Below are 18944 nucleotides of genomic sequence, written 5' to 3' on the forward strand. Positions count from 1 at the left end.
AGTTCAGAAGAGCCGCCCCGTCATTGGCGTCGGACCTTCACCTCGGCGGAGGCGATTGACGAGCAGATGCGCCTGACGCGTCGGCTCCGGTTGGCGATGTCCGGCAACGCAGCGTAAGACCAGCCGAATTGCGCTCTCCAGATCTACCTTGTGGCCGGGCGAGACGAACATCGGACTCGTGTTGTCTTTCGTCCGCAGGGCGACGCCGACGACTTCCCCACGGTCGAGCAAAGGCGAAAAGCTGCCGGCCTCTGGAGCTGGTTCTTGATAGGTGCCGATCAGCAAGCTCTTCGCGCATCCGACGGCCGGTAGATCGAGCAACAACCCCAAATGGCAAGCCAGACCCATGCGCCGTGGGTGCGCTAGCCCTTGACCGTCCAGCAGCAGCGCGTCCGGCCATCGCGTCAGCTTCTCGAACGCTCGCAGCACGGCCGGCGCTTCTCGAAACGAGAGCAGGCCCGGAATGTAGGGGAATCGTGTCACTGTCGTCACTGCTGCTTCCTCGACGACCGCCAGATGCGGCAGCTCCAACACGACGACGGCAGCGAAGATCGTATCCGAGCCTTTGTCGAAGGAGACGTCAGCGCCGGCGACCCATCGCACGCGCTCGAGCGCAAGCGGCGTGAAGCGCAACTGCTCGCGCAGCTGAAGCTGAATCTCCATGGCTTCACGCGGCGAGACGTCCCACGGGTGCAGGTCCCTGATTCTCATCGCACCGATTTCTCCGGCGAGGAGGTATAGGGCTGAGTCGCTTCCTCGGAGATCGTCTCCGGCGGATCGGCCGCGACAGCCGGAACGGCCTTCGCCGGCCGCCAAATCGAGAGGAGGACCGAAACGGTCAGGACGGTGGCGACGACGCCCAGCGCGATGCCGATGGGAATCTTGTAGAGGTCCGAGATGAGCATCTTCACCCCGACGAAGACGAGGATGATCGAGAGGCCGTAGTGCAAATAGTGGAAGATGCGCATGAGCCCGGCCAGCGCGAAATAGAGTGCTCGCAGGCCCAGAATGGCGAAGACGTTCGACGTGTAGACGATGAAGGGATCGTGCGTGATGGCCAGAATCGCCGGAATCGAGTCCACAGCGAAGACGAGGTCAGTCGTCTCAACGACGATCAGGACGACGAACAGTGGAGTCGCGAACGTCCGTTTCATCCTGCGGATGAAGAATCGTCCATCCACATAGCGCCGCGTGATCGGGACGAGTCGGCGGGCGAGTCGAAGGACGGGATTCCGCTCCGGATGAATCTCCTTCTCCTTCTCGCGGGCCATGCGCACACCGGTCACGATGAGGAGAGCGCCGAAGACGTAGATCATCCAGTGGAACTTCTGGATCAGCGTGACCCCTGCGAGGATGAAGAGGAACCGCATGATTAACGCTCCGAGGATGCCCCAGAAGAGGACCTTGTGCTGATAGAGCGCCGGGACGCGAAAATACGTGAAGATGAGCGCGAAGACGAAGACGTTATCCATGCTGAGCGACTTCTCGATGAGATAGCCCGTGAGGAATTCGAGCGCAGAGACTCGACCGAACCAGAAGTAGACGCCGATGTTAAAGAGCACGGCCAAGACGATCCAGAACGCGCTCCAACCGAGCGCTTCCTTCAACTCGATGACGTGCGCTCGACGGTGGAAGACGCCGAGGTCGAGCGCGAGCATGGCGATCACGAAGAGATTGAAGGCGATCCAGAGCCACAGCTCATGTCCCATCATTGCGAGAAGACCTCCGTTCCAATGGGATGAGTGAAGATGCCGCGATCGCGGTGTTGGATGGAATGGCAGCGCCAATGAGCATCATCCGGAGTAGGGAAATCGGCGCGGAAGTGCGCGCCGCGACTCTCTTCTCGGAAGAGAGCGGCGCGAGCGACGAGCCAAGCGACCGTGGCGATATGGCGTGCGGCGAGCGTGGGCGCGGTCATGCGCAATCGCTCCAATTCATTTATGGCCGAGCGTAGCGCGTCACCGTGGCGGATGAGGCCGACGGCTTCCCACATGAGCGTTCGGATGCGCTCAGCGATCGCCCGATCTATGGCGGCCTCCTCAGGATTCAGCTCCGGCCACGTCAAGGGAGCCGGTGTCGAAGCAGGTGGAGTCGCCAGCGCGCGACGAGCCGCGCGCGCGCCGAAGACCAGGCCTTCGAGCAGCGAGTTGCTGGCTAAGCGATTGGCGCCGTGCACGCCCGTGCAGCTCACCTCGCCGGCTGCGAACAAGCCCGCGATCCCCGTCCATCCGTCCAGATCCGTGCGCACGCCACCCATGAAGTAGTGCGCCGCTGGACTGACGGGGATCCATTCGCGCGTCAGGTCCAGGCCATAGCGTCGGCACGTCTCGTAGATGCGTGGGAACCGCTCGCGCAGGAAATGGGACGGCAAATGCGTGAGATCGAGATAGACGCACGCGGCTTGCGTCCGCTGTAGCTCGCTCACAATGGCGCGCGCGACGACATCGCGCGGAGCCAACTCAGCCTGCTCATGGTATCGCGGCATGAAGCGTTCGCCGAAGCGGTTGCGCAAGACGCCGCCTTCGCCCCGCAGGGCTTCGCTCAGGAGAAAGCGCGGTGCTCCCTCCCAATGCAGTGCCGTCGGATGGAATTGAACGAACTCCATGTCGGCGAGGAGAGCGCCGGCCTCATACGCCATCGCCATCCCTTCACCGGTGACGACATCGGGGTTGGTCGTTTGCGCGTAGATGTGTCCGGCGCCTCCGGTGGTGAGGATGACCGCATGCGCCCGGACCGTATGGGACGTGCGTGCGCGCGTATCCACATACTGTACGCCCACACACGTTCCTTCCTGAATGAGCAAACGTAGGGCGAAAGCATGAGGGAGAATTTCGACGTCCGGCAAATCGTGCAGGCGCTCAAGCAAGGTCCGCACGATCTCGCGTCCGGTCGCATCTCCTCGCGCGTGAACGATGCGGCGTCGGGAGTGCGCGGCCTCTCTTCCGAATTCCAGCCGATCGCCCGTTCGGTCGAAGCGACAGCCCCATTCGATCAGCTCCTGCACGTAATGCGGTCCTTCCTCGACGAGCACGCGCACGGCCTCGGGATCGCACAGGCCAGCGCCCGCGCGCAGCGTGTCCTCGAAATGCAAGGCGATCTCATCGTCGTCGCTCAAGGCGACGGCGACCCCCCCTTGGGCGTACCTCGTGCTCGATTCGGTCAGCTCGTCTTTGGTGAGAATGAGGACCGATCCCGCTCGCCCTAATTCCACTGCCGCGCGCAGGCCGGCGATCCCACTGCCGATCACGATGAACTCGGTCTCGCGCATGCTTGGGAAGCGTCACTCCGCCTTCTTCGCTTTCGCCGAAGGCATCACTTCCGATTCCGGCGTCCGTGCCGCCTCGCGCCGCGGCAAGCCGAGCGCTTGTCGGATCTCGTTCTCGATGGTGAGCGCCAGATCGGGATTCGACTTCAGAAAGAGGCGTGCGTTCTCCCGACCCTGGCCGAGGCGTTCACCTTTGTAGGAATACCACGCGCCGCTCTTCTCGATGATGCGATGCTCTACGCCCAGATCCAGGATCTCTCCCTCGCGCGAGATGCCTTCGCTGTAGAGCATGTCGAACTCGGCCTCTTTGAAGGGCGGCGCGACCTTGTTCTTGACGACGCGCACCTTCACGCGATTGCCGATGATCGTCTCGCCATCTTTGAGGGCATTGGTCCGGCGCATGTCCAGACGCACGCTCGCGTAGAATTTCAGGGCCTGACCACCGGTCGTCGTCTCCGGCGAGCCGAACATGACGCCGATCTTCTGCCGCATCTGGTTGATGAAGATGAGCGCTGTGTTGGAGCGGTAAACGGCTCCCGCCAATTTCCGCAGGGCTTGCGACATAAGGCGAGCTTGCAATCCCGGAAGGGCATCCCCCATCTCGCCCTCTAACTCCGCGCGGGGCACCAGCGCCGCGACCGAATCAATGACGAGCACATCCACGCCGCCGGATCGGACGAGCGCTTCGGCGATCTCCAAGGCTTGCTCGCCACTGTCGGGTTGAGAGACGAGCAAGTCGTCAATGCGCACGCCGATCTTCTCGGCGTATGCGGCGTCCAGGGCATGTTCAGCATCTATATACGCGGCCACGCCCCCGAGCCGCTGGGCTTCGGCAGCCACATGCAAAGCCAGGGTCGTCTTGCCGCTGGCCTCCTGCCCGAAAATCTCCGTGATGCGCCCACGCGGGATGCCGCCAACGCCCAGCGCGGCATCCAGACTGAGGCTCGTCGTCGAGATGACTGGAATCTCCTCGACTTTTCGGTCACCGAGCCGCATGATCGCCCCCTTGCCGAATTGCTTCTCGATCTGGGCGAGGGCGATCTCGATGGCTTTGGCCTTCTTCTCCAATTCGCTCATACCCATCTCTCCCAGAGGGGTTCGCCCCAGCGGAAGTTTACTTCGGGGCGAGCTGAGAAGTCCAGCACGCATGCTCATGGTCCCGAGGAGAACGCCAGCCGTTCGGCGCCAGCATAGACGTTGAAGCGTCCATCTCGGAGGAAACCGATGAGCGTGAGGCCGAACTCGCGAGCAACGGTCACAGCCAAGCTGCTCGGCGCTCCGACGGCAGCCACGATCGGAATACCGGCCACGAGCGCCTTCTGCACCAATTCGAAGCTCGCGCGCCCGCTGAGGAAAACGAGCAGGTGAGATGCCGGAATCCGCTCGGCGAGCACCAAATGTCCGATCACCTTATCCATGGCGTTGTGACGACCGACATCTTCGCGCACCAGCAGCAGTCGCCCTTGCTCGTCGAAGAGCGCCGAGGCGTGGACACCTCCAGTGCGAGCGAAAAGCGTTTGCGCGCGTCGCGCCAGATCCGGCAGGGCGAGGAGCACTTCGCGAGAGACCGAAACGGGTTCCGCGAGCGATCCTCGGACGAGTGCGCGCACGAGTTCCAGCGACGCCTTCCCACAGATGCCGCAGCTTGAGGTCGTGTAGAAGTTCCGGCTGAGGCGCGCTGGATCCACTTTCACGCCTTCGGCCAGGACGACGTCCACGACGTTGCAGCGTTCATGTTCGGAAGAGTAACGGACGTCGCGAATGTCTTGGCGGCTTCGAATCACGCCTTCCGCGAAGAGGAAGCCGATGGCCAGCTCGAAATCATGGCCCGGCGTGCGCATGGTCACAGCCAGGCTATGCGCGACCCATGTCCCTCCCTCGTGCTGGAGCACGCGCACTTCCATCGGTTCTTCGACGGCCAACATTTCTTCCCGCGCGCGGACGCCATCTCGGCCGACCACGAGCGCAGCAGTGCTACAGAGGAGATCCAGCGTCTCCCTCGTCATTGTCTCCGAAGGGAGTAGACCGAATTCCTTCATGCCGTTCGCCCCAAATCCGGGAGGATTTCGACGATCGCGCTGCGAAAGGCTGGCATGCCGCATTCGGGATCATGCGCACCGCGTGGGATGAGTACGTTCGCTTCAGGCCAATACATCATCGCCGTGCCGGGATAGATTGGTCCCGAGCGCGCGCGCCCATGAAATTCGCCAACCTCCGAACGCACCAGGACGGGGTCACCATCGCGAAGGCCGAGACGCTGCATGTCCTCCGGCGCGAGGATGACGTCCTCGCGATGTGCCTCAGCAAGCACATCGCGAGGATGGAAGACCATGCTGTTGAATTGCTTCCCCCGACGAGTCGTCAGGTGAAAACGGCCTTCGGGAACCTCGCGCTCCGGCGGCACAAGCGGTGTGAAACGCGCTCTTCCACTCGGCGTGGGGAATTGACCTCCCTCGCCAAGCCGCGGGCCGCCCCATTGAATTTGATCCCCGCGCTGTCGCAGGTCTTGAATTCCACCGTAGAACGGAACGATGCGCGCGATCTCCGCTCGAATCGCTGCGGTTGAAGGGAAGGCGATCTTCGCCGCCCATTCCGGGCGAACGCGCTGAGCGATCCCCACCAGCGCGCGCCATTCATCGCGAGCTTCGGGCAGGCGCGGTCCCGGGATCTCAGGATTGAAGAGGATGCGCCGTTCGGTCGTCGTCTCCGTATTGCCGCCCGCCATCTCATAGCGCGTCGTCGCCGGAAGGATCAGGACCGTATCGGCTGGCTCCACGAACATCTGTGGGTTGAGGACGATGTCATGATGCACGCGCAGGGGGATGCGAGCGAGCGCTTCTCGAACGAATTGGCTTTCGGGGAGAATGCCCGTGAGATTGCTGCCAATGAGATAGAACACGTCCAACTCCCCCCGATGCGCCGCCTCGATCATCTCCGCGACGAAATATCCCCGCCAGGCGGGGACGGGGAATCCCCATTCCGCGGCCAATTGCTCCGCGCTCTGCTCGGTGATCGGGAGGCCACCCGGAAATTGATTGGGGACAGCGCCCATCTCCGCACCTCCTTGGACACCGGAGTGGCCGCGAATGGCGACGAGCCCACAATGCGGACGTCCGATCATCCCACGCGCCAGCGCCAGATTAACAATGGCCTTCACATTGGCCACGCCGTGCTCATGCATGGTCACTCCCATGGACCAGATGAACACGGCCGTTTGCGCGCGAGCATACAGGCGCGCGAAATCCAACATGCACTCGCGCGTCGTGCCGGAGAGGCGTTCCAGGTGCTCAAAGCGCTGCTCGTCCAGCGCGCGCACCAACTCTTCCCAGCCTTCCGTATGTTCCGCGATGAACGCGCGGTCCACCCATCCGTTCGCGATGAGATGTTTGAGGACGCCATTCAAAAAGGCGATGTCGCCGCCGACGCGAATCTGGAAGAACGCGTCGGCGACCCGCGTCCCGAAGAGCGCGGAGTCGAGCGAGGAAGGGACCCAATATTTCTCCAACCCCGGCTCGCGATAGGGATTGATGACGACGACGCGGGTGCCTTGCTTCTTCGCCAGATGAATGTACTTCATCGCCACCGGTTGATTGTTGGCGATGTCGCTGCCGATGAGCACGAGCAGGTCCGTCCCGATCCAATCTCGGTAGCTGCAGGTCGAGGCCGCGTAGCCGATCGTCTGTTTGAGCGCCGTCGTGCTCGGCGCGTGGCAGACGCGCGCCGAATTATCGATATGATTCGTGCCCAACAAGCGCGCGACCTTCTGAGCCACGTAGTAAGTCTCGTTCACTGTGCCGCGCGAGGCCACGTAAAAGGCGAGACGCTCGGGCGTGGTCGCACGCACGCGTTCGGCGATCAGCTCCAGCGCTTCGTTCCATGAGATCGGTTGGAATCCAGTATCGCCTCGCCGACGCACAAGTGGCCTCGGGATACGCCCCAATCCGCGCAACTCGGGTTCGCTCATTGCCTGCAGCCGCGTCACGTCGTCGAGAAGCCGTATATCGAGCGGCCCCATCGTATTCAGGCGGAGGAGACGGAGTCGAATCCAGCAGAGGTGAATTCCAGAGATCGTCCAATCGCGCAGGCCGCTAGTGCCGAGCGCGCATCCATCGCAGACGCCCTGGGTCAGAATCCGCCACGCATAGCCGAGCCGATCGCGGTTCTCCCAAACGGCGCGAAAGACTTCCAGATAGGACGCGATCTGTCGCTTCCGCTCGCCTCGCATTCCGCCTTCCTGTCGAGGAAGAGTTTACCGGCGGTGATCGGCATGGTCAACGCACGAAGGGACCGCCGGGGACGACGAGCGGAAATCATTCGTCCACACTCTCCGGCGAAAGGCGGCTCGGTGAGGCGCCGACTACAACTCCCCATGCTCGGCGAAGCTCCAATAGCGGTTGGAGCCGACGACGAGATGATCGAGGAGCGAGATCTCCATCAAGCGACAGGCCTCTTTCAGCTCGCGCGTGATCCGACGGTCTTGGGGACTCGGTTCAGGATTTCCCGATGGATGATTGTGCGCACAGATGATGGCCGCGGCGCCGTGCTGGAGGGCGCGCTTGATGACTTCGCGCGGATGAACGGAGCTGGCGTTGATGGTGCCGCGGAACATTTCCTCAATGGCCAGGATCTCGTTCTTGCTGTTCAGAAAGAGCACGGTGAAGACCTCGTGATCGAGGTCGCGCATCGAATGGGCTAAGAGCTGGTAAACATCGTCGGGATTTCGAATGGCGCGCCGCTCGCCGAGTTGCTCGCGCAGATAGCGCTTGCTCAGCTCGATGGTGGCCAGCAGGGTCGCGATCTTGGCATCGCCGAGTCCCTTGACGGCGCGCAGCTCGCGATAATCGGCGGAGAAAAGCCCGCGCAGTCCTTGGAAGCGTTGCAAGAGCGCGCGCGCCAGATCCACAGCACTGCGACCACTCACGCCCGTTCGCAAGAAGATGGCCAGCAGCTCCGCATCCGACAGCGCTCCAGGCCCTTGCTTGAGCAAGCGTTCGCGCGGCCGCTCATGCTGCGGCCAATACTTGATGGCATCTTCGCGGAGTGGTTCTTTCGTCTCCATACGAGGCGAGCGAAGGGGGGATCCGCATTCGGATCCCCCCTCGAGGTTCACGATCGCACGCCGGCTTGATACCGCCGGTACCACTCTGGCCCTTGATGCTGGAGGCGGAGATTGGTGCGGCCACCGAAGCGACGGTGCTCGAACCAGGGCGTCGCGCGCTCGGCGATTTCGTTGAGCTGACGGAAATTCTCTCGCGCCTGCGTCTCCAACGCCTGCACAAGCTTCGCCTCATCCGGGTAGAGGGCCACGGCGTCTTTCCAAATCGCGCGTCCACAGAGGAAGCCGTTGGCGCCGGCCTCGACGGCGAGCTTCGTGTTCTCGAGGAATTCTTCGATGTCTACGCCTGCGCTCAAGAGGACCCACGGAACGCCCGCCGCTTCATTCAACTCCCGACAGTACGCCTTCACCTCTTCGAGCGTGTACACGGGCTCGGCGTCCTTCTTCCCGAAGGGAGCCGATTGGAACTCGCGGCAATATTTCAGATTCGCCGGGAATTCCAACTTCAGCACGTCCACCCGATATTCGGGCTTGGAGAATTCCTGCGCACTTCGGATGACGATCCCAGGTTTCTGCCGCGCATATTCGGGCGTGTTCGTGCCGCCGCCATCGAGCGCGTAACCGACTGTCTCCAGGAGGAACGGGATGTCCAACTCAGCGCACTCTTGACCGACGCGTCGCACGAGGTCCTGCTGGTGCTGGCGCGCTTTCTCATCGGCGTCCGGGTGATAGTAGAGCAGGAGCTTCACGGCATCCGCTCCCGCCGCGCGCGCCTTCCACGCGCTCCACCCATCAATCAGCTTCGTGTACCGGCTTTTCCCGATGGCTTCGTATCCGGTCTCCTCATAGGCCAGCAACAACCCGACGTGCCCCGGGATGTAAGCGATCGAGTGCGGGTATCCGTAGATCGGATCCGTGAGCACGGCCGTCGCCATCGGCGCGAGGATCTTCGTCACCAGTTGTTTCACGCGCGCGATCTCTTCGAACGTCACTTGCTCTTTCGGCTTGCCCGAAGAGCGAGCGAGGGATTCAATGAGTGAGCCGCGTTGATCAATGGCCATCATCTTGAATCGGCCAGCCGCGTCGGCCAGCCGCATGAGCCCGCGAAGTTTTCCCGCCGAGATCTCTGTCATGCTCTCCTCCCTGATCGTGTGATGAACGAACAAGAATAGCGAAAGCGCGGCGCTCTCCTCAAGGACGCTGGGCGAAGGGGGCGTCATCCGTATCGCTCGGCTTCGCGCGCGGTGCAGATGGCTCGTTGGAGCTTTGCGCGCCGTCCCAATGAGCGCGCCACAGCTCCAAGAGTTCGTGGAATTCTTTCGGCGGGGGGGAGTGAAAAGCGAGCCATTCACCCGTGCGCGGATGGTGAAAGGCGAGTGAAGCGGCGTGCAGGAAATGGCGCTCGAAGCGGCGGCCCACGCATCGCATCCACGCTTCGAACGCGGCGTGAGCCTCCTTCCCGTAGAGGGCATCGCCGACGAGGGGATGTCCGATCGCGGCCAGATGGATGCGAATCTGGTGCGTGCGTCCGGTGTGCGGTCGCGCTTCCAGAAGCGTGAGGCCGCGCGCGGCGTCCAGCACGCGTATCTCGGTGAGCGCTTCTCGGCCCGAATCCATCACCCGCCAATGCGGATACTGCTCAGGGTCCCATCCGATCGGCTGCGCGATCCGAAGCGTCTTCTCGGACAGCTCACCGTGAACGATGGCGAGGTAGGTTTTCTCGACGCGACGTTCGCGGAAGTGGCGCGCCAGGACGCGATGCGCCGATTCGGTCTTCGCGATCACGAGGAGTCCCGAAGTGAGGCGATCGAGGCGATGGACTAGTCCGGGACGCGTCCCCGGCGCTTGTTGACTCAGATGGTGACAGAGCGCATTCAGCAACGTGCCCGAGGTCACGTCGCGGTTCGGATATACGAGCATGCCCGCCGGTTTCTCCACGATCAGGATCGCGTCATCCTCGAAGAGGATATTGAGCGGAATGGGTTCGGGGACGAGCGCCGGCGTCGGCCGAGGATCGATCTCGACGGTCACGAGATCGCCCGCTCGCAATCGGTAGTTCGAGCGCGAGGGGTGACCATTGACGCGCACGCGCCCATCGGCCGTCGCGCGCCGTAACACCACGCGGCTCACCTGCGGGAACGCGCGCGCCAGAAAGTGGTCGAGCCGTTGACGCGCTTCGGCTTCCCCGATCGGGAAGACGAAGCGAACGGTTTGCTCCACCTTCTCCCCCATCGTCGCCAAGTATACGAAGAGGACGGCCTCAGAAGGAACGCGCGACGGAGCGACCGCGAGCGTCCGTTTCTGGAGGTTGCTCTCGACGCGTGGCTTCCTCGCCCATTTCTCGGTATAATGCCTCACCGCGAGAGCGGACATGAGCGTGCGCGATCAATATCAGCGTCCGGCGAAGGACCTGCGCATCTCGGTCACCGACCGATGCAATTTCCGCTGCCTCTACTGCATGCCGTTGCCGGAGTACGCATGGGTGGAGCGAAAGGAACTGCTCACCTTCGAGGAGATCACGCGCCTGACACGTCTGTTCGTTCAGCTCGGCGTAGAGAAGATCAAGTTGACGGGCGGCGAGCCGCTGCTTCGACGCGACCTCGAAGATTTGATCGCGCGGCTGGCGGCGATCCCTGGGGTGCGCGATCTCTGTCTGACGACCAATGGAGCGCTGCTGGCTGAGAAGGCCGAACGATTGCGCGCGGCCGGGCTCCATCGCGTGAATGTGAGCTTAGACACACTCGATGCCGAGAAGTTCCGACGGATCACGCAATGGGGCCAGCTCGAGCGGGTGCTCGAAGGGCTCTTCGAGGCGAAGCGCGTCGGTCTGCATCCGGTGAAAATCAATGCTGTGATCGAGCGTGGGATGAACGAGGATGATATCGTCCCACTTGCCCGATTCGCGCTCGAGCATGGCTTCGCGCTGCGATTCATCGAGTACATGGACGTCGGGACGACGAACAACTGGCGATGGGAGAAGGTCCTCCCGAAGGCGGAGATCGTGCGCATCCTGGCGCGGGAATTCCCGCTTCGGGAGATCGGGCGGGAACGGGAGAGCGATACGGCCGTGCGCTACCAATTGGCCGATGGGCGCGGAGACATCGGCATCATCGCATCCGTGACCGAGCCGTTCTGTGCTGGATGTACGCGCGTGCGCCTGACGTCGGACGGGAAGCTCGTGACGTGCCTCTTCTCCGCCGGGGGCTATGATGTGAAAGCGTTGTTGCGAGGGAATGCTTCGGACGAAGAGATCCTCGCCGCCATCTCTCGCGTATGGATGGCCCGCCGCGATCGCTATTCGGAGGAGCGATGGGAAGCGCTTCGCGCCGGACGCCTGCTCTCAGCGCAGTCCCGCTGGGAGATGATCCAATTGGGGGGATGAGCGGCCCCTCCCTCACTGCGACTTCGGTTGAGGGTGCGTGAGAATCCGCTCGCCCGCGAAGGCATTGAGGGCTTCAAAGCGCAACCGCGTCGCTGTCTTGAGGACGCGCTCGGCCTCGGAGGCCAAGCTCATTGGGAATGCGCGCACGGTGGGCTCCAAGTCCTTGAGGTGTTGTCGCACATGGAGATCGAAATCCTTGTAAGCGCCCTTTCGTCGCCCTCCAGGGGGGACCGTTTCGATCTGCGCAAACGCGTGTTCGAGGAGCGCCTGATAGGCGAGCAGCACCGATAGAGCCGAATCGAAGCTCTCTTGGTCGGTGAGGCGCTTGGCGTCGCGAAGGCGATTCTCCGCAATTTTCAGAAGCAGACGAACCTGTTTGGCCGGGTTCCTCTCTCGGGCGAATTGCGCTCGTTCCTCGGGTGTCAAAAGGGCGGAGAGGTCAGCCCCTTGTCGGAAGGGGCCAGCTCCCCCTTCCACCGGAAGGGCGATGAGCGCTGCGAGCGCTCCCAGGCGAATCCATCGTGCGAGGCGAGAGCGCATCCCTGTTGGCTCACAGATCTCTCACCGCCGGCGCTTCTTGGCTTCCTCGATTTGCCGTCGCAACGCGGGCAAGCGGAATTGCACGCTCTCGATCTCCGTTCGGTGTTTCGTCGGATCAGCGAGCGTAAGGAAGCGTTCGTAGAGCGGAAGCGCGCGCTCGTAGTCGCGCAGCCGATCGTAGCAGATGGCGAGGAAGTAATAGGCGACGGCGGTCTCCGGTCGGCGCTCGATGACCCACGTGAATTCGCGAGCCGCTTGCGCGTAGTCCTTCAGCTCGAAATAGGCCGTCCCCAGTCCCGCGCGCGCCGGATAGTTGTTCGGATCGCGAGTGAGAACACTCGCGAAGACTTCGATCGCTTCGGGAAAGCGGCGAAGCTTCAAGAGCGCCGCACCCAGATTCGTGCGGTGGTTGAGGTTCTCCGGATCGAACCGTGCGGCTTGCTCGAAAGCGCGCGCTGCCTTCTCCGGATCGTTCGGAAGGAGCAATTCGCCGAGCAGCGCCTGCGCCTTCGGATCCTGGGGATGCGTTTCGGCGAGCTGCTGCGCGTGCGCGAGGGCCTCGGCCGTGCGTCCGGTTCGCTCCAACAGCGCGATCAAGAGTTCCCGGGCCTCTCGGTGAGTCGGTTCGCGCGCGAGGATTTGCTGAAAGAGTGCGATGGCGTCTTCCGTTCGTCCGGCGAGGGCATAGGCTTCGGCCAATCGCTGCTCAGCGACCGTCGTCTTGCGGACGCGCGCCAGGACTTCTAAGTCTTCGAGCGCGCGGGCGTAATCTTTTCGCGCCAAGAGCAATCGGCTGCGCGCCTCGCGCGCAGCCAGAGCGTTCGGATCGAGCGCGAGAGCGCGCGCGTAGGCCTGCAGGGCGGCTTCGGGATTATCCTTTTGCTCCTCGGCCAGGCCGAGCAAGATGTAGAACGCCGCTGTCGGCGGACCGAGTTCCGCCGCGCGATTCAATTCGGCAATCGCTTCATCGGGAGCTTTCCGCGCTAAAGCGAGAGACGCCCGCACAATGCGGACCCGTTGAAACTGAGGATCGAGCGCCTGCGCGCGCTCCAGGTGTGCCTCGGCTTCCGCGAGGCGACGACGATGCAGGAGGACTTCCGCAAGCAACGTGTGGACGCGGGCGAAGAAAGCTGCCAGTGTCGGCTCAGCCGTTGTGTCATCCAGCAGCTCGCGCTCGCGTTCGAGCACGCGAAGGAGGTCCTTTTCGCTCTCCTCCCATCGGTCGAGGGCGAAATATGCCGCCGCACGTTGATAAAGGGCTTCGGGGAAATCCGGCAGATGCTCCAAAGCCGCCGTGTAGAGCGCGATCGCCTCCGTCAATCGCCCCTGTTCGTGAGCGGCCTGTCCCGCCTCGAATTTCGCGATGGCTTCTTCCCGCGCGCGCGCTTCGGCGGTCGGTTGCTGCAGGCGCTCGGAGGCGCCCAGACCGACTCGGATGAGCAGAAGCAGAAGGATGATCGCGATGTGACCGTTCCTCATCGTTCGTCCTCGTCCGCGTGGGGAAATCGTAGCACAATTTCTGGGCTGCCGCATCTTTTCCCGGACGTGGCTCGGCGCTGGGATAGAAAGAGGCCTTCGCAGGAGGAGTAGAAGATGGCGTTTGGACGCTTCGGGCGTGATCGAGACGCGAAGATTCGTGGTCGGGTGATCGAAGCCGCTGATGCCATGGTCAGGGCGGCGAACGCGCATCATCGGCCGCGCGCGATCTGGGCGATGCGCATGACGTCTTCGCGCGCGAGCGAGCGCGACCGATGCCCCCTTGTTCTTCTCTCGCTTGCTCTTCCTCGCGGGGGGGATGTAGAATGTCCCTTGTTCATCTGCCGATGTGGGGACGAGCGAAGACGTCCGTGGGAGTCGCGCCATCGGGTGGGGGACGACACGGCGCATCCCAAGATTCTCCCAAGGAGAGAGGGCAACCGTGAGGGCGAAGCTGGAGATCATTCCGCTCGGCGGGCTAGGAGAATTCGGGATGAACATGCTGGCCTTGCGCTTTGGGGAGGACATCCTCCTCATTGATGCGGGCCTGATGTTCCCCGACGAGAGCTTGCACGGCGTGGACGTCGTCATTCCGGATTTTCGATTCATCGAGGCGAATGCGGCGCGCGTGCGCGCCCTCATCCTCACGCACGCGCACGAGGATCACATTGGCGCTTTGCCCTATTTGCTGAAGCTCGCCAACGTTCCCGTCTATGGAGCGCGCTTCACGCTGGCCGTGGCCCAGCACAAGCTCCTCGAACATGGTCTCCTCAACGAGGCCGAGCTGCATGTCGTCGAACCGGGCGATTTCGTGGAGACGGGGCCTTTCGAGATCGAGTTCATCGGGGCCGCGCATTCGACCATAGATTGCTTGGCGCTGGCCATTCGAACGCCGGTGGGGATCCTCGTGCATCTGACCGATGTGAAGTTGGATGAGGATCCGGTCATTGGCGAACCGACCGATCTCACGCGCTTGCGCCAATACGGCGATCGCGGCGTGCTCGCGCTGCTAGCGGATTCGACGAACGTCGAGCGCAGTGGGCGCACGCCCTCGGAGCGCGCCGTCCTCCCGGCCCTTGAAGAGATCTTCGAGCAAGCGCCCGGGCGCTTGATCTTCAGTTGTTTCGCCTCTTCGATCCATCGGATTCAGCTCATCATGGATCTGGCCTACGAATACGACTGTCGGCTCGCGCTGGTGGGTTCGACGATGGTGCGCATGGTGGAGACGGCCATGGCCGAGCGGTATCTCGATGTGCCGCCGGGGCTCCTCGTCTCGCCTCACGATGTGCCGCGGTTGCCGCGCGAGCGCGTGGCCATGCTCGTCACGGGATGCCAGGGAGAGCCGATGGCAGCGCTCGCCCGCATGGCGACGGGCTCGTACAAACAGTTGCGGATCGAACCCGAGGACACGGTCGTCCTCTCGGCGCGCATCATCCCCGGGAATGAACGAGCGATCTCGCGGCTCATGGATCACATCTATCGGCGCGGCGCGCGCGTCGTGGATGAGACGATCAAACGGGTGCACGTCTCCGGGCATCCGTCGCAGGACGATCTGCGGGAATTCTACCGCGTCTTGCGCCCGAAGTATCTCATCCCGATTCACGGCGATTATCGGCGACTCTGCCGCCATAAGGAGTTCGCCTGCGCGGTCGGTTTCCACCCCGATCAAGTCCTCGTCGTCGAGAATGGTCAGATCATCGAGCTGGATGGCGAGGGCGCGCGCATCAGCGGGGCGACGGTTCCGGTCGGGCGCACGTTCATTGACGGAGCGGGCTTTGAGGAGATCGAGGAGTTCGTCATCCACGATCGGCGACATCTGGCCGAGGATGGCTTCGTCCTCCCCATCGTCGTCATTAATAAGACGACGGGAGAATTGGAAGCTCCCCCGGAGATCGTCACCCGCGGATTCATCGCCTCGGAGAACGGCGAGGAATTGCTCGAGCGGGCGCGCGAACGAGTGATCGAGACGATCGCCGCGGCTGATCTCGATGAACGGACCGATGGCGCCGTCATGAAAGAGAAGATTCGGATCGAGTTGAAGCGGATGATCGCGCGCCAGACCGAGCGCCATCCGATGATCATCCCGGTGATCATCGAGATTTGACGACTTCATCCGCACGGCGAAGGGCGAGGAAGGAAATTCAACCACGCGGCGAAGCGAGGGGGGCAATTCGGCGCATATGACGATGGTGGAAGCGATCGTGCTCGGGCTCGTGCAGGGACTCACGGAGTTTCTCCCCATCAGCAGCACGGCGCATTTGCGCATCATCCCCGCCCTTTTGAAAGAGCTTGACCCGACGCGACCGTGGAACGATCCGGGAGCGCCCGCGTCCGCAGTGATCCAACTGGGGACGCTCGCGGCCGTGCTCAGCTATTTTCGGCATGAGGTCGGCGAGTTGACCGGCGCCTTCGTGCGCGCTCTCGTGCGCGGCCGTCCGTTGGAGACGTTCCCGGCGCGGTTGGCTTGGCTCATCGGATTGGGGACGATTCCGATCATCATCGGAGGGCTCGCCTTTGAACCGTTCATCCTCACGGGCGCTCGGTCGCTCGTGGTGATCGCAGGGGCGCTGATCGGACTGGCCCTGCTTTTGCTGGTGGCCGAGTGCGTGTCCTCCCGTCGTCGGGAGTTGACGGAAGTGACCGCGCGCGACGCCGTGATCATCGGGATCGCGCAAGCGCTCGCTTTGATCCCCGGCTCCTCGCGCTCGGGGACGACGATCACGGCGGGGCTGTTCCTTGGCTTCACGCGCGAGGCGGCAGCGCGCTTCTCCTTCCTGCTGAGCATTCCCTCGGTGACCTTGAGCGGGCTCTACGAGCTCTATACCATTCGCCATCAGCTCGTGGGGGCCTACAGCGTGCCGCTTCTTGTGGCGACGCTGCTGGCCGGGATAAGCGGCTATCTCGCCATCGAGTTCCTCCTCCGCTACCTGCGGACGCACACGACCTATCTCTTCGTCGTCTATCGGTTGGTGCTCGGTTCTCTGTTGCTCGTGTTGGTGAAGCTCGGGCTCATCGAATGAGCGAGGGAAGGTGCGCGTCATCCAATGGATGTGAGACCATATTGCGGTTGGCGACGAATCTGGTCGAGCAAGGGCGCGAGTTCGGGAAGCTGCGATCGCCGGGTTAAGAGCCGACGGGCTTCGTGCCGCGCCAGCTCCAGCAGATGACGATCCCGAACGAGATGACCGATGCGAAAGACCGGCGCGCCGGATTGTCGCGTCCCCATCAGTTCACCCGGACCGCGAATCTCTAGGTCTTTCTCCGCGATCTTGAATCCGTCGGTGGTCTCGACCATCACTCGCAGGCGTTCGCGGGCTTCGGGGGTCGTCAGATCATGCGCCAGAAGGATGCAATAGGATTCGGCCGCGCCTCGGCCCACGCGTCCGCGCAGTTGATGCAACTGCGCCAATCCGAAGCGCTCCGCATGCTCGATAAGCATGACCGTGGCATTGGGTACATCCACGCCGACTTCGATGACGGTCGTCGCGACGAGAATGTCGATCTCCCCCGCGAGGAATCGGCGCATGACCTCGTCCTTCTCGGCCGGGCGCATCTTCCCATGCAAGAGACCGACGCGGAACTCGGGGAAGACGACCCGTTGCAAATGGTCGGCCATCTGCGTGGCGTTCAGCAGGTCCATCTTCTCGGACTCTTCGACGAGGGGATAGACGATGTAGGCCTGGCGTCCGGCGCGGACTTGCGCGGCGATGAATTGGTAGATCGCCGGTCGCGCTTCCTCGGTTCGAAGGAAGGTCCGGACGGGCGTTCGCCCCGGCGGGAGATCGCGAATGATCGAGATGTCGAGATCTCCGTAGACGGTCATCGCCAGCGAGCGCGGGATCGGCGTGGCCGTCATCACGAGGACATCGGGGTTATAACCGCGCCGGATCAGTTCCGCCCGCTGCAAGACGCCGAAGCGATGCTGTTCGTCAATGACGACGAGGCCGAGGTTATGAAAGCGCACGCCTTCTTGGATGAGGGCGTGCGTGCCGATGACGATTTGAATCTCGCCGCGAGAGAGGGCCTCGTACAGCTCGCGCTTCTCAGCGTTGCGCAGACTACCCGTGAGCAGCTCGACGCGATAGGAAGTTTGGGCGAGCCATCGCTTCACATTGCGCGCGTGTTGTTCGGCCAGGATCTCGGTGGGCACCATCAGCGCCGCCTGATAGCCGTTCTCGACGGCGACGACCATCGCCAGAAGCGCGACGATCGTCTTGCCACTGCCGACATCCCCCTGCAAGAGGCGATTCATCGGCCGCGGGGAGCACATATCCCGCACGATCTCGCGGAGCGCGTGGCGCTGCCCTTCGGTCAAGCGAAAAGGTAAGATCGCGCGCACGATCTCGCGGATGCGGTCGTCCACGCGGATGTGCGGACCTTTCGGCGAATGCTCGCGCTCTTCTCGGCGCAACCCAAGAGCGAGTTGAAGGCGGAGGAATTCCTCGAAGATCAATCGGCGATGGGCCGGTGATCGCGCTTCGTTATAATCCTCTAGCGGCGCCTCGTCCTCCGGAAAGTGGACGTATCGCAGTGCCTCGTATCGTGGAATGAGGTGCAAGCGCCGTCGCGTCTCTTCCGGCAGCATCTCGGGCACGTTCTCCGCCGTGAGTTGTTGCACCAGATGGTGGAGGATTGCGCGCAGCGGTCGCGTCGTGAATGGTCCCAGCTTGCGATAGATGGGGACGCGCCGCCCGGTGTGGATGGCCGCGGCGACGTCGTCTTCTTCGGTGAGGACCTCGAAGTCCGGGTTCTCAGCTTCGAAGCACCGTCGAGCAGCGTTGTACCGCCATTGTCCGTAGAGGATCACGCGCGCGCCGCGCGGAAAGGTCTTCTCCAACCACGGGCGATTCCACCAGAAGGCGCGAATTTGTCCCGTCTCGTCGGTGGCCGATAGCTCGAAGATCGTCAACTGACCACCCTTCACGGCATAGCTGCCGGTGACGCGCACGACGACTTCAAGGGAAGCCCACATGTTCTCGCGCAATTCGACGATGCGCGCCAGGTGCGAACGATCCTCATATCGCATGGGCAGATAGAGGAGAAGATCTTCGACCGTGACCTGGTGTGGATCGGAGAGGCCGAGGAAATGGGCCATGGCGGCAGCCAGCGCGCGCGCCCGCTGTGGTCCCACACGCGGAATCCGGCACTGATGCAAGCGAGCGAGCGGCATCTGAAGCGAGAACACGCTCATCTTCGATTCCGCCATGAGGGGGAAAGTATATCCG

The 18944-nt window shown here is 62.8% G+C and carries 15 protein-coding genes; 3 read left to right on the forward strand and 12 right to left on the reverse strand.

Going from position 1 to position 18944, the window contains the following annotated elements:
* Positions 1–3 precede the first annotated feature (3 nt).
* From nfi to NZ746_02880, 9 genes are all read right to left on the reverse strand, one after another.
* The gene (gene nfi, locus NZ746_02840; protein MCS6816299.1) at positions 4–711 is read right to left on the reverse strand and encodes a deoxyribonuclease V; all 708 of its coding nucleotides are present in this window, start codon (positions 709–711) and stop codon (positions 4–6) included.
* Positions 708–1709, reverse strand: a complete 1002-nt coding sequence (locus tag NZ746_02845; protein MCS6816300.1) for a TerC family protein — start codon at positions 1707–1709, stop codon at positions 708–710. The genes nfi and NZ746_02845 overlap by 4 nt, the downstream gene beginning before the upstream one ends.
* The gene (gene nadB / locus NZ746_02850; protein MCS6816301.1) at positions 1709–3268 is read right to left on the reverse strand and encodes an L-aspartate oxidase; all 1560 of its coding nucleotides are present in this window, start codon (positions 3266–3268) and stop codon (positions 1709–1711) included. The genes NZ746_02845 and nadB overlap by 1 nt, the downstream gene beginning before the upstream one ends.
* Positions 3269–3280: 12 nt before the next feature.
* The gene (gene recA / locus NZ746_02855; GenBank protein MCS6816302.1) at positions 3281–4342 is read right to left on the reverse strand and encodes a recombinase RecA; all 1062 of its coding nucleotides are present in this window, start codon (positions 4340–4342) and stop codon (positions 3281–3283) included.
* Positions 4343–4416: 74 nt separating this feature from the next.
* A complete protein-coding gene (fdhD, locus tag NZ746_02860) occupies positions 4417–5271 on the reverse strand; it encodes a formate dehydrogenase accessory sulfurtransferase FdhD (protein ID MCS6816303.1) in 855 nt (284 codons plus the stop codon).
* A 29-nt stretch (positions 5272–5300) separates the two neighbouring features.
* Complete coding sequence (locus tag NZ746_02865; protein ID MCS6816304.1) at positions 5301–7490, reverse strand: FdhF/YdeP family oxidoreductase; 2190 nt, start codon at positions 7488–7490, stop codon at positions 5301–5303.
* A 132-nt stretch (positions 7491–7622) separates the two neighbouring features.
* Positions 7623–8324 carry a DNA repair protein RadC gene (radC, locus tag NZ746_02870; protein ID MCS6816305.1) on the reverse strand — a complete coding sequence of 234 codons (702 nt, stop codon included), beginning with the start codon at positions 8322–8324 and terminating at the stop codon, positions 7623–7625.
* Between the two features lie 47 nt (positions 8325–8371).
* Positions 8372–9454 carry a tagatose 1,6-diphosphate aldolase gene (locus NZ746_02875; protein ID MCS6816306.1) on the reverse strand — a complete coding sequence of 361 codons (1083 nt, stop codon included), beginning with the start codon at positions 9452–9454 and terminating at the stop codon, positions 8372–8374.
* A 58-nt stretch (positions 9455–9512) separates the two neighbouring features.
* Positions 9513–10553, reverse strand: coding sequence for an RluA family pseudouridine synthase (locus tag NZ746_02880; protein MCS6816307.1), 1041 nt, complete (start codon positions 10551–10553; stop codon positions 9513–9515).
* 139 nt (positions 10554–10692) lie between these two features.
* Here NZ746_02880 and moaA point away from each other — a divergent pair, with 139 nt between their 5' ends.
* Entirely contained in the window at positions 10693–11703 is a 1011-nt protein-coding gene (gene moaA, locus NZ746_02885; GenBank protein ID MCS6816308.1) for a GTP 3',8-cyclase MoaA, read from the forward strand.
* 12 nt (positions 11704–11715) lie between these two features.
* Here moaA and NZ746_02890 read toward each other — a convergent pair whose 3' ends face one another.
* Positions 11716–12243, reverse strand: coding sequence for a DUF5667 domain-containing protein (locus tag NZ746_02890; protein ID MCS6816309.1), 528 nt, complete (start codon positions 12241–12243; stop codon positions 11716–11718).
* Positions 12244–12264: 21 nt separating this feature from the next.
* The gene (locus NZ746_02895; GenBank protein MCS6816310.1) at positions 12265–13722 is read right to left on the reverse strand and encodes a tetratricopeptide repeat protein; all 1458 of its coding nucleotides are present in this window, start codon (positions 13720–13722) and stop codon (positions 12265–12267) included.
* Positions 13723–14161: 439 nt separating this feature from the next.
* Between NZ746_02895 and NZ746_02900 the strand changes: the two genes are divergently transcribed.
* Together NZ746_02900 and uppP are read left to right on the forward strand one after the other, a co-directional pair.
* Complete coding sequence (locus NZ746_02900) at positions 14162–15823, forward strand: ribonuclease J (protein MCS6816311.1); 1662 nt, start codon at positions 14162–14164, stop codon at positions 15821–15823.
* A 76-nt stretch (positions 15824–15899) separates the two neighbouring features.
* Positions 15900–16739, forward strand: coding sequence for an undecaprenyl-diphosphatase UppP (gene uppP / locus NZ746_02905; GenBank protein MCS6816312.1), 840 nt, complete (start codon positions 15900–15902; stop codon positions 16737–16739).
* 17 nt (positions 16740–16756) lie between these two features.
* On the opposite strand, the gene recG is transcribed toward uppP, so the two are convergent.
* Entirely contained in the window at positions 16757–18910 is a 2154-nt protein-coding gene (gene recG, locus NZ746_02910) for an ATP-dependent DNA helicase RecG (protein MCS6816313.1), read from the reverse strand.
* Positions 18911–18944 lie beyond the last annotated feature (34 nt).

It is taken from the genome of Blastocatellia bacterium (genome assembly GCA_025055075.1).
GTDB lineage: Bacteria > Acidobacteriota > Blastocatellia > HR10 > HR10 > HR10.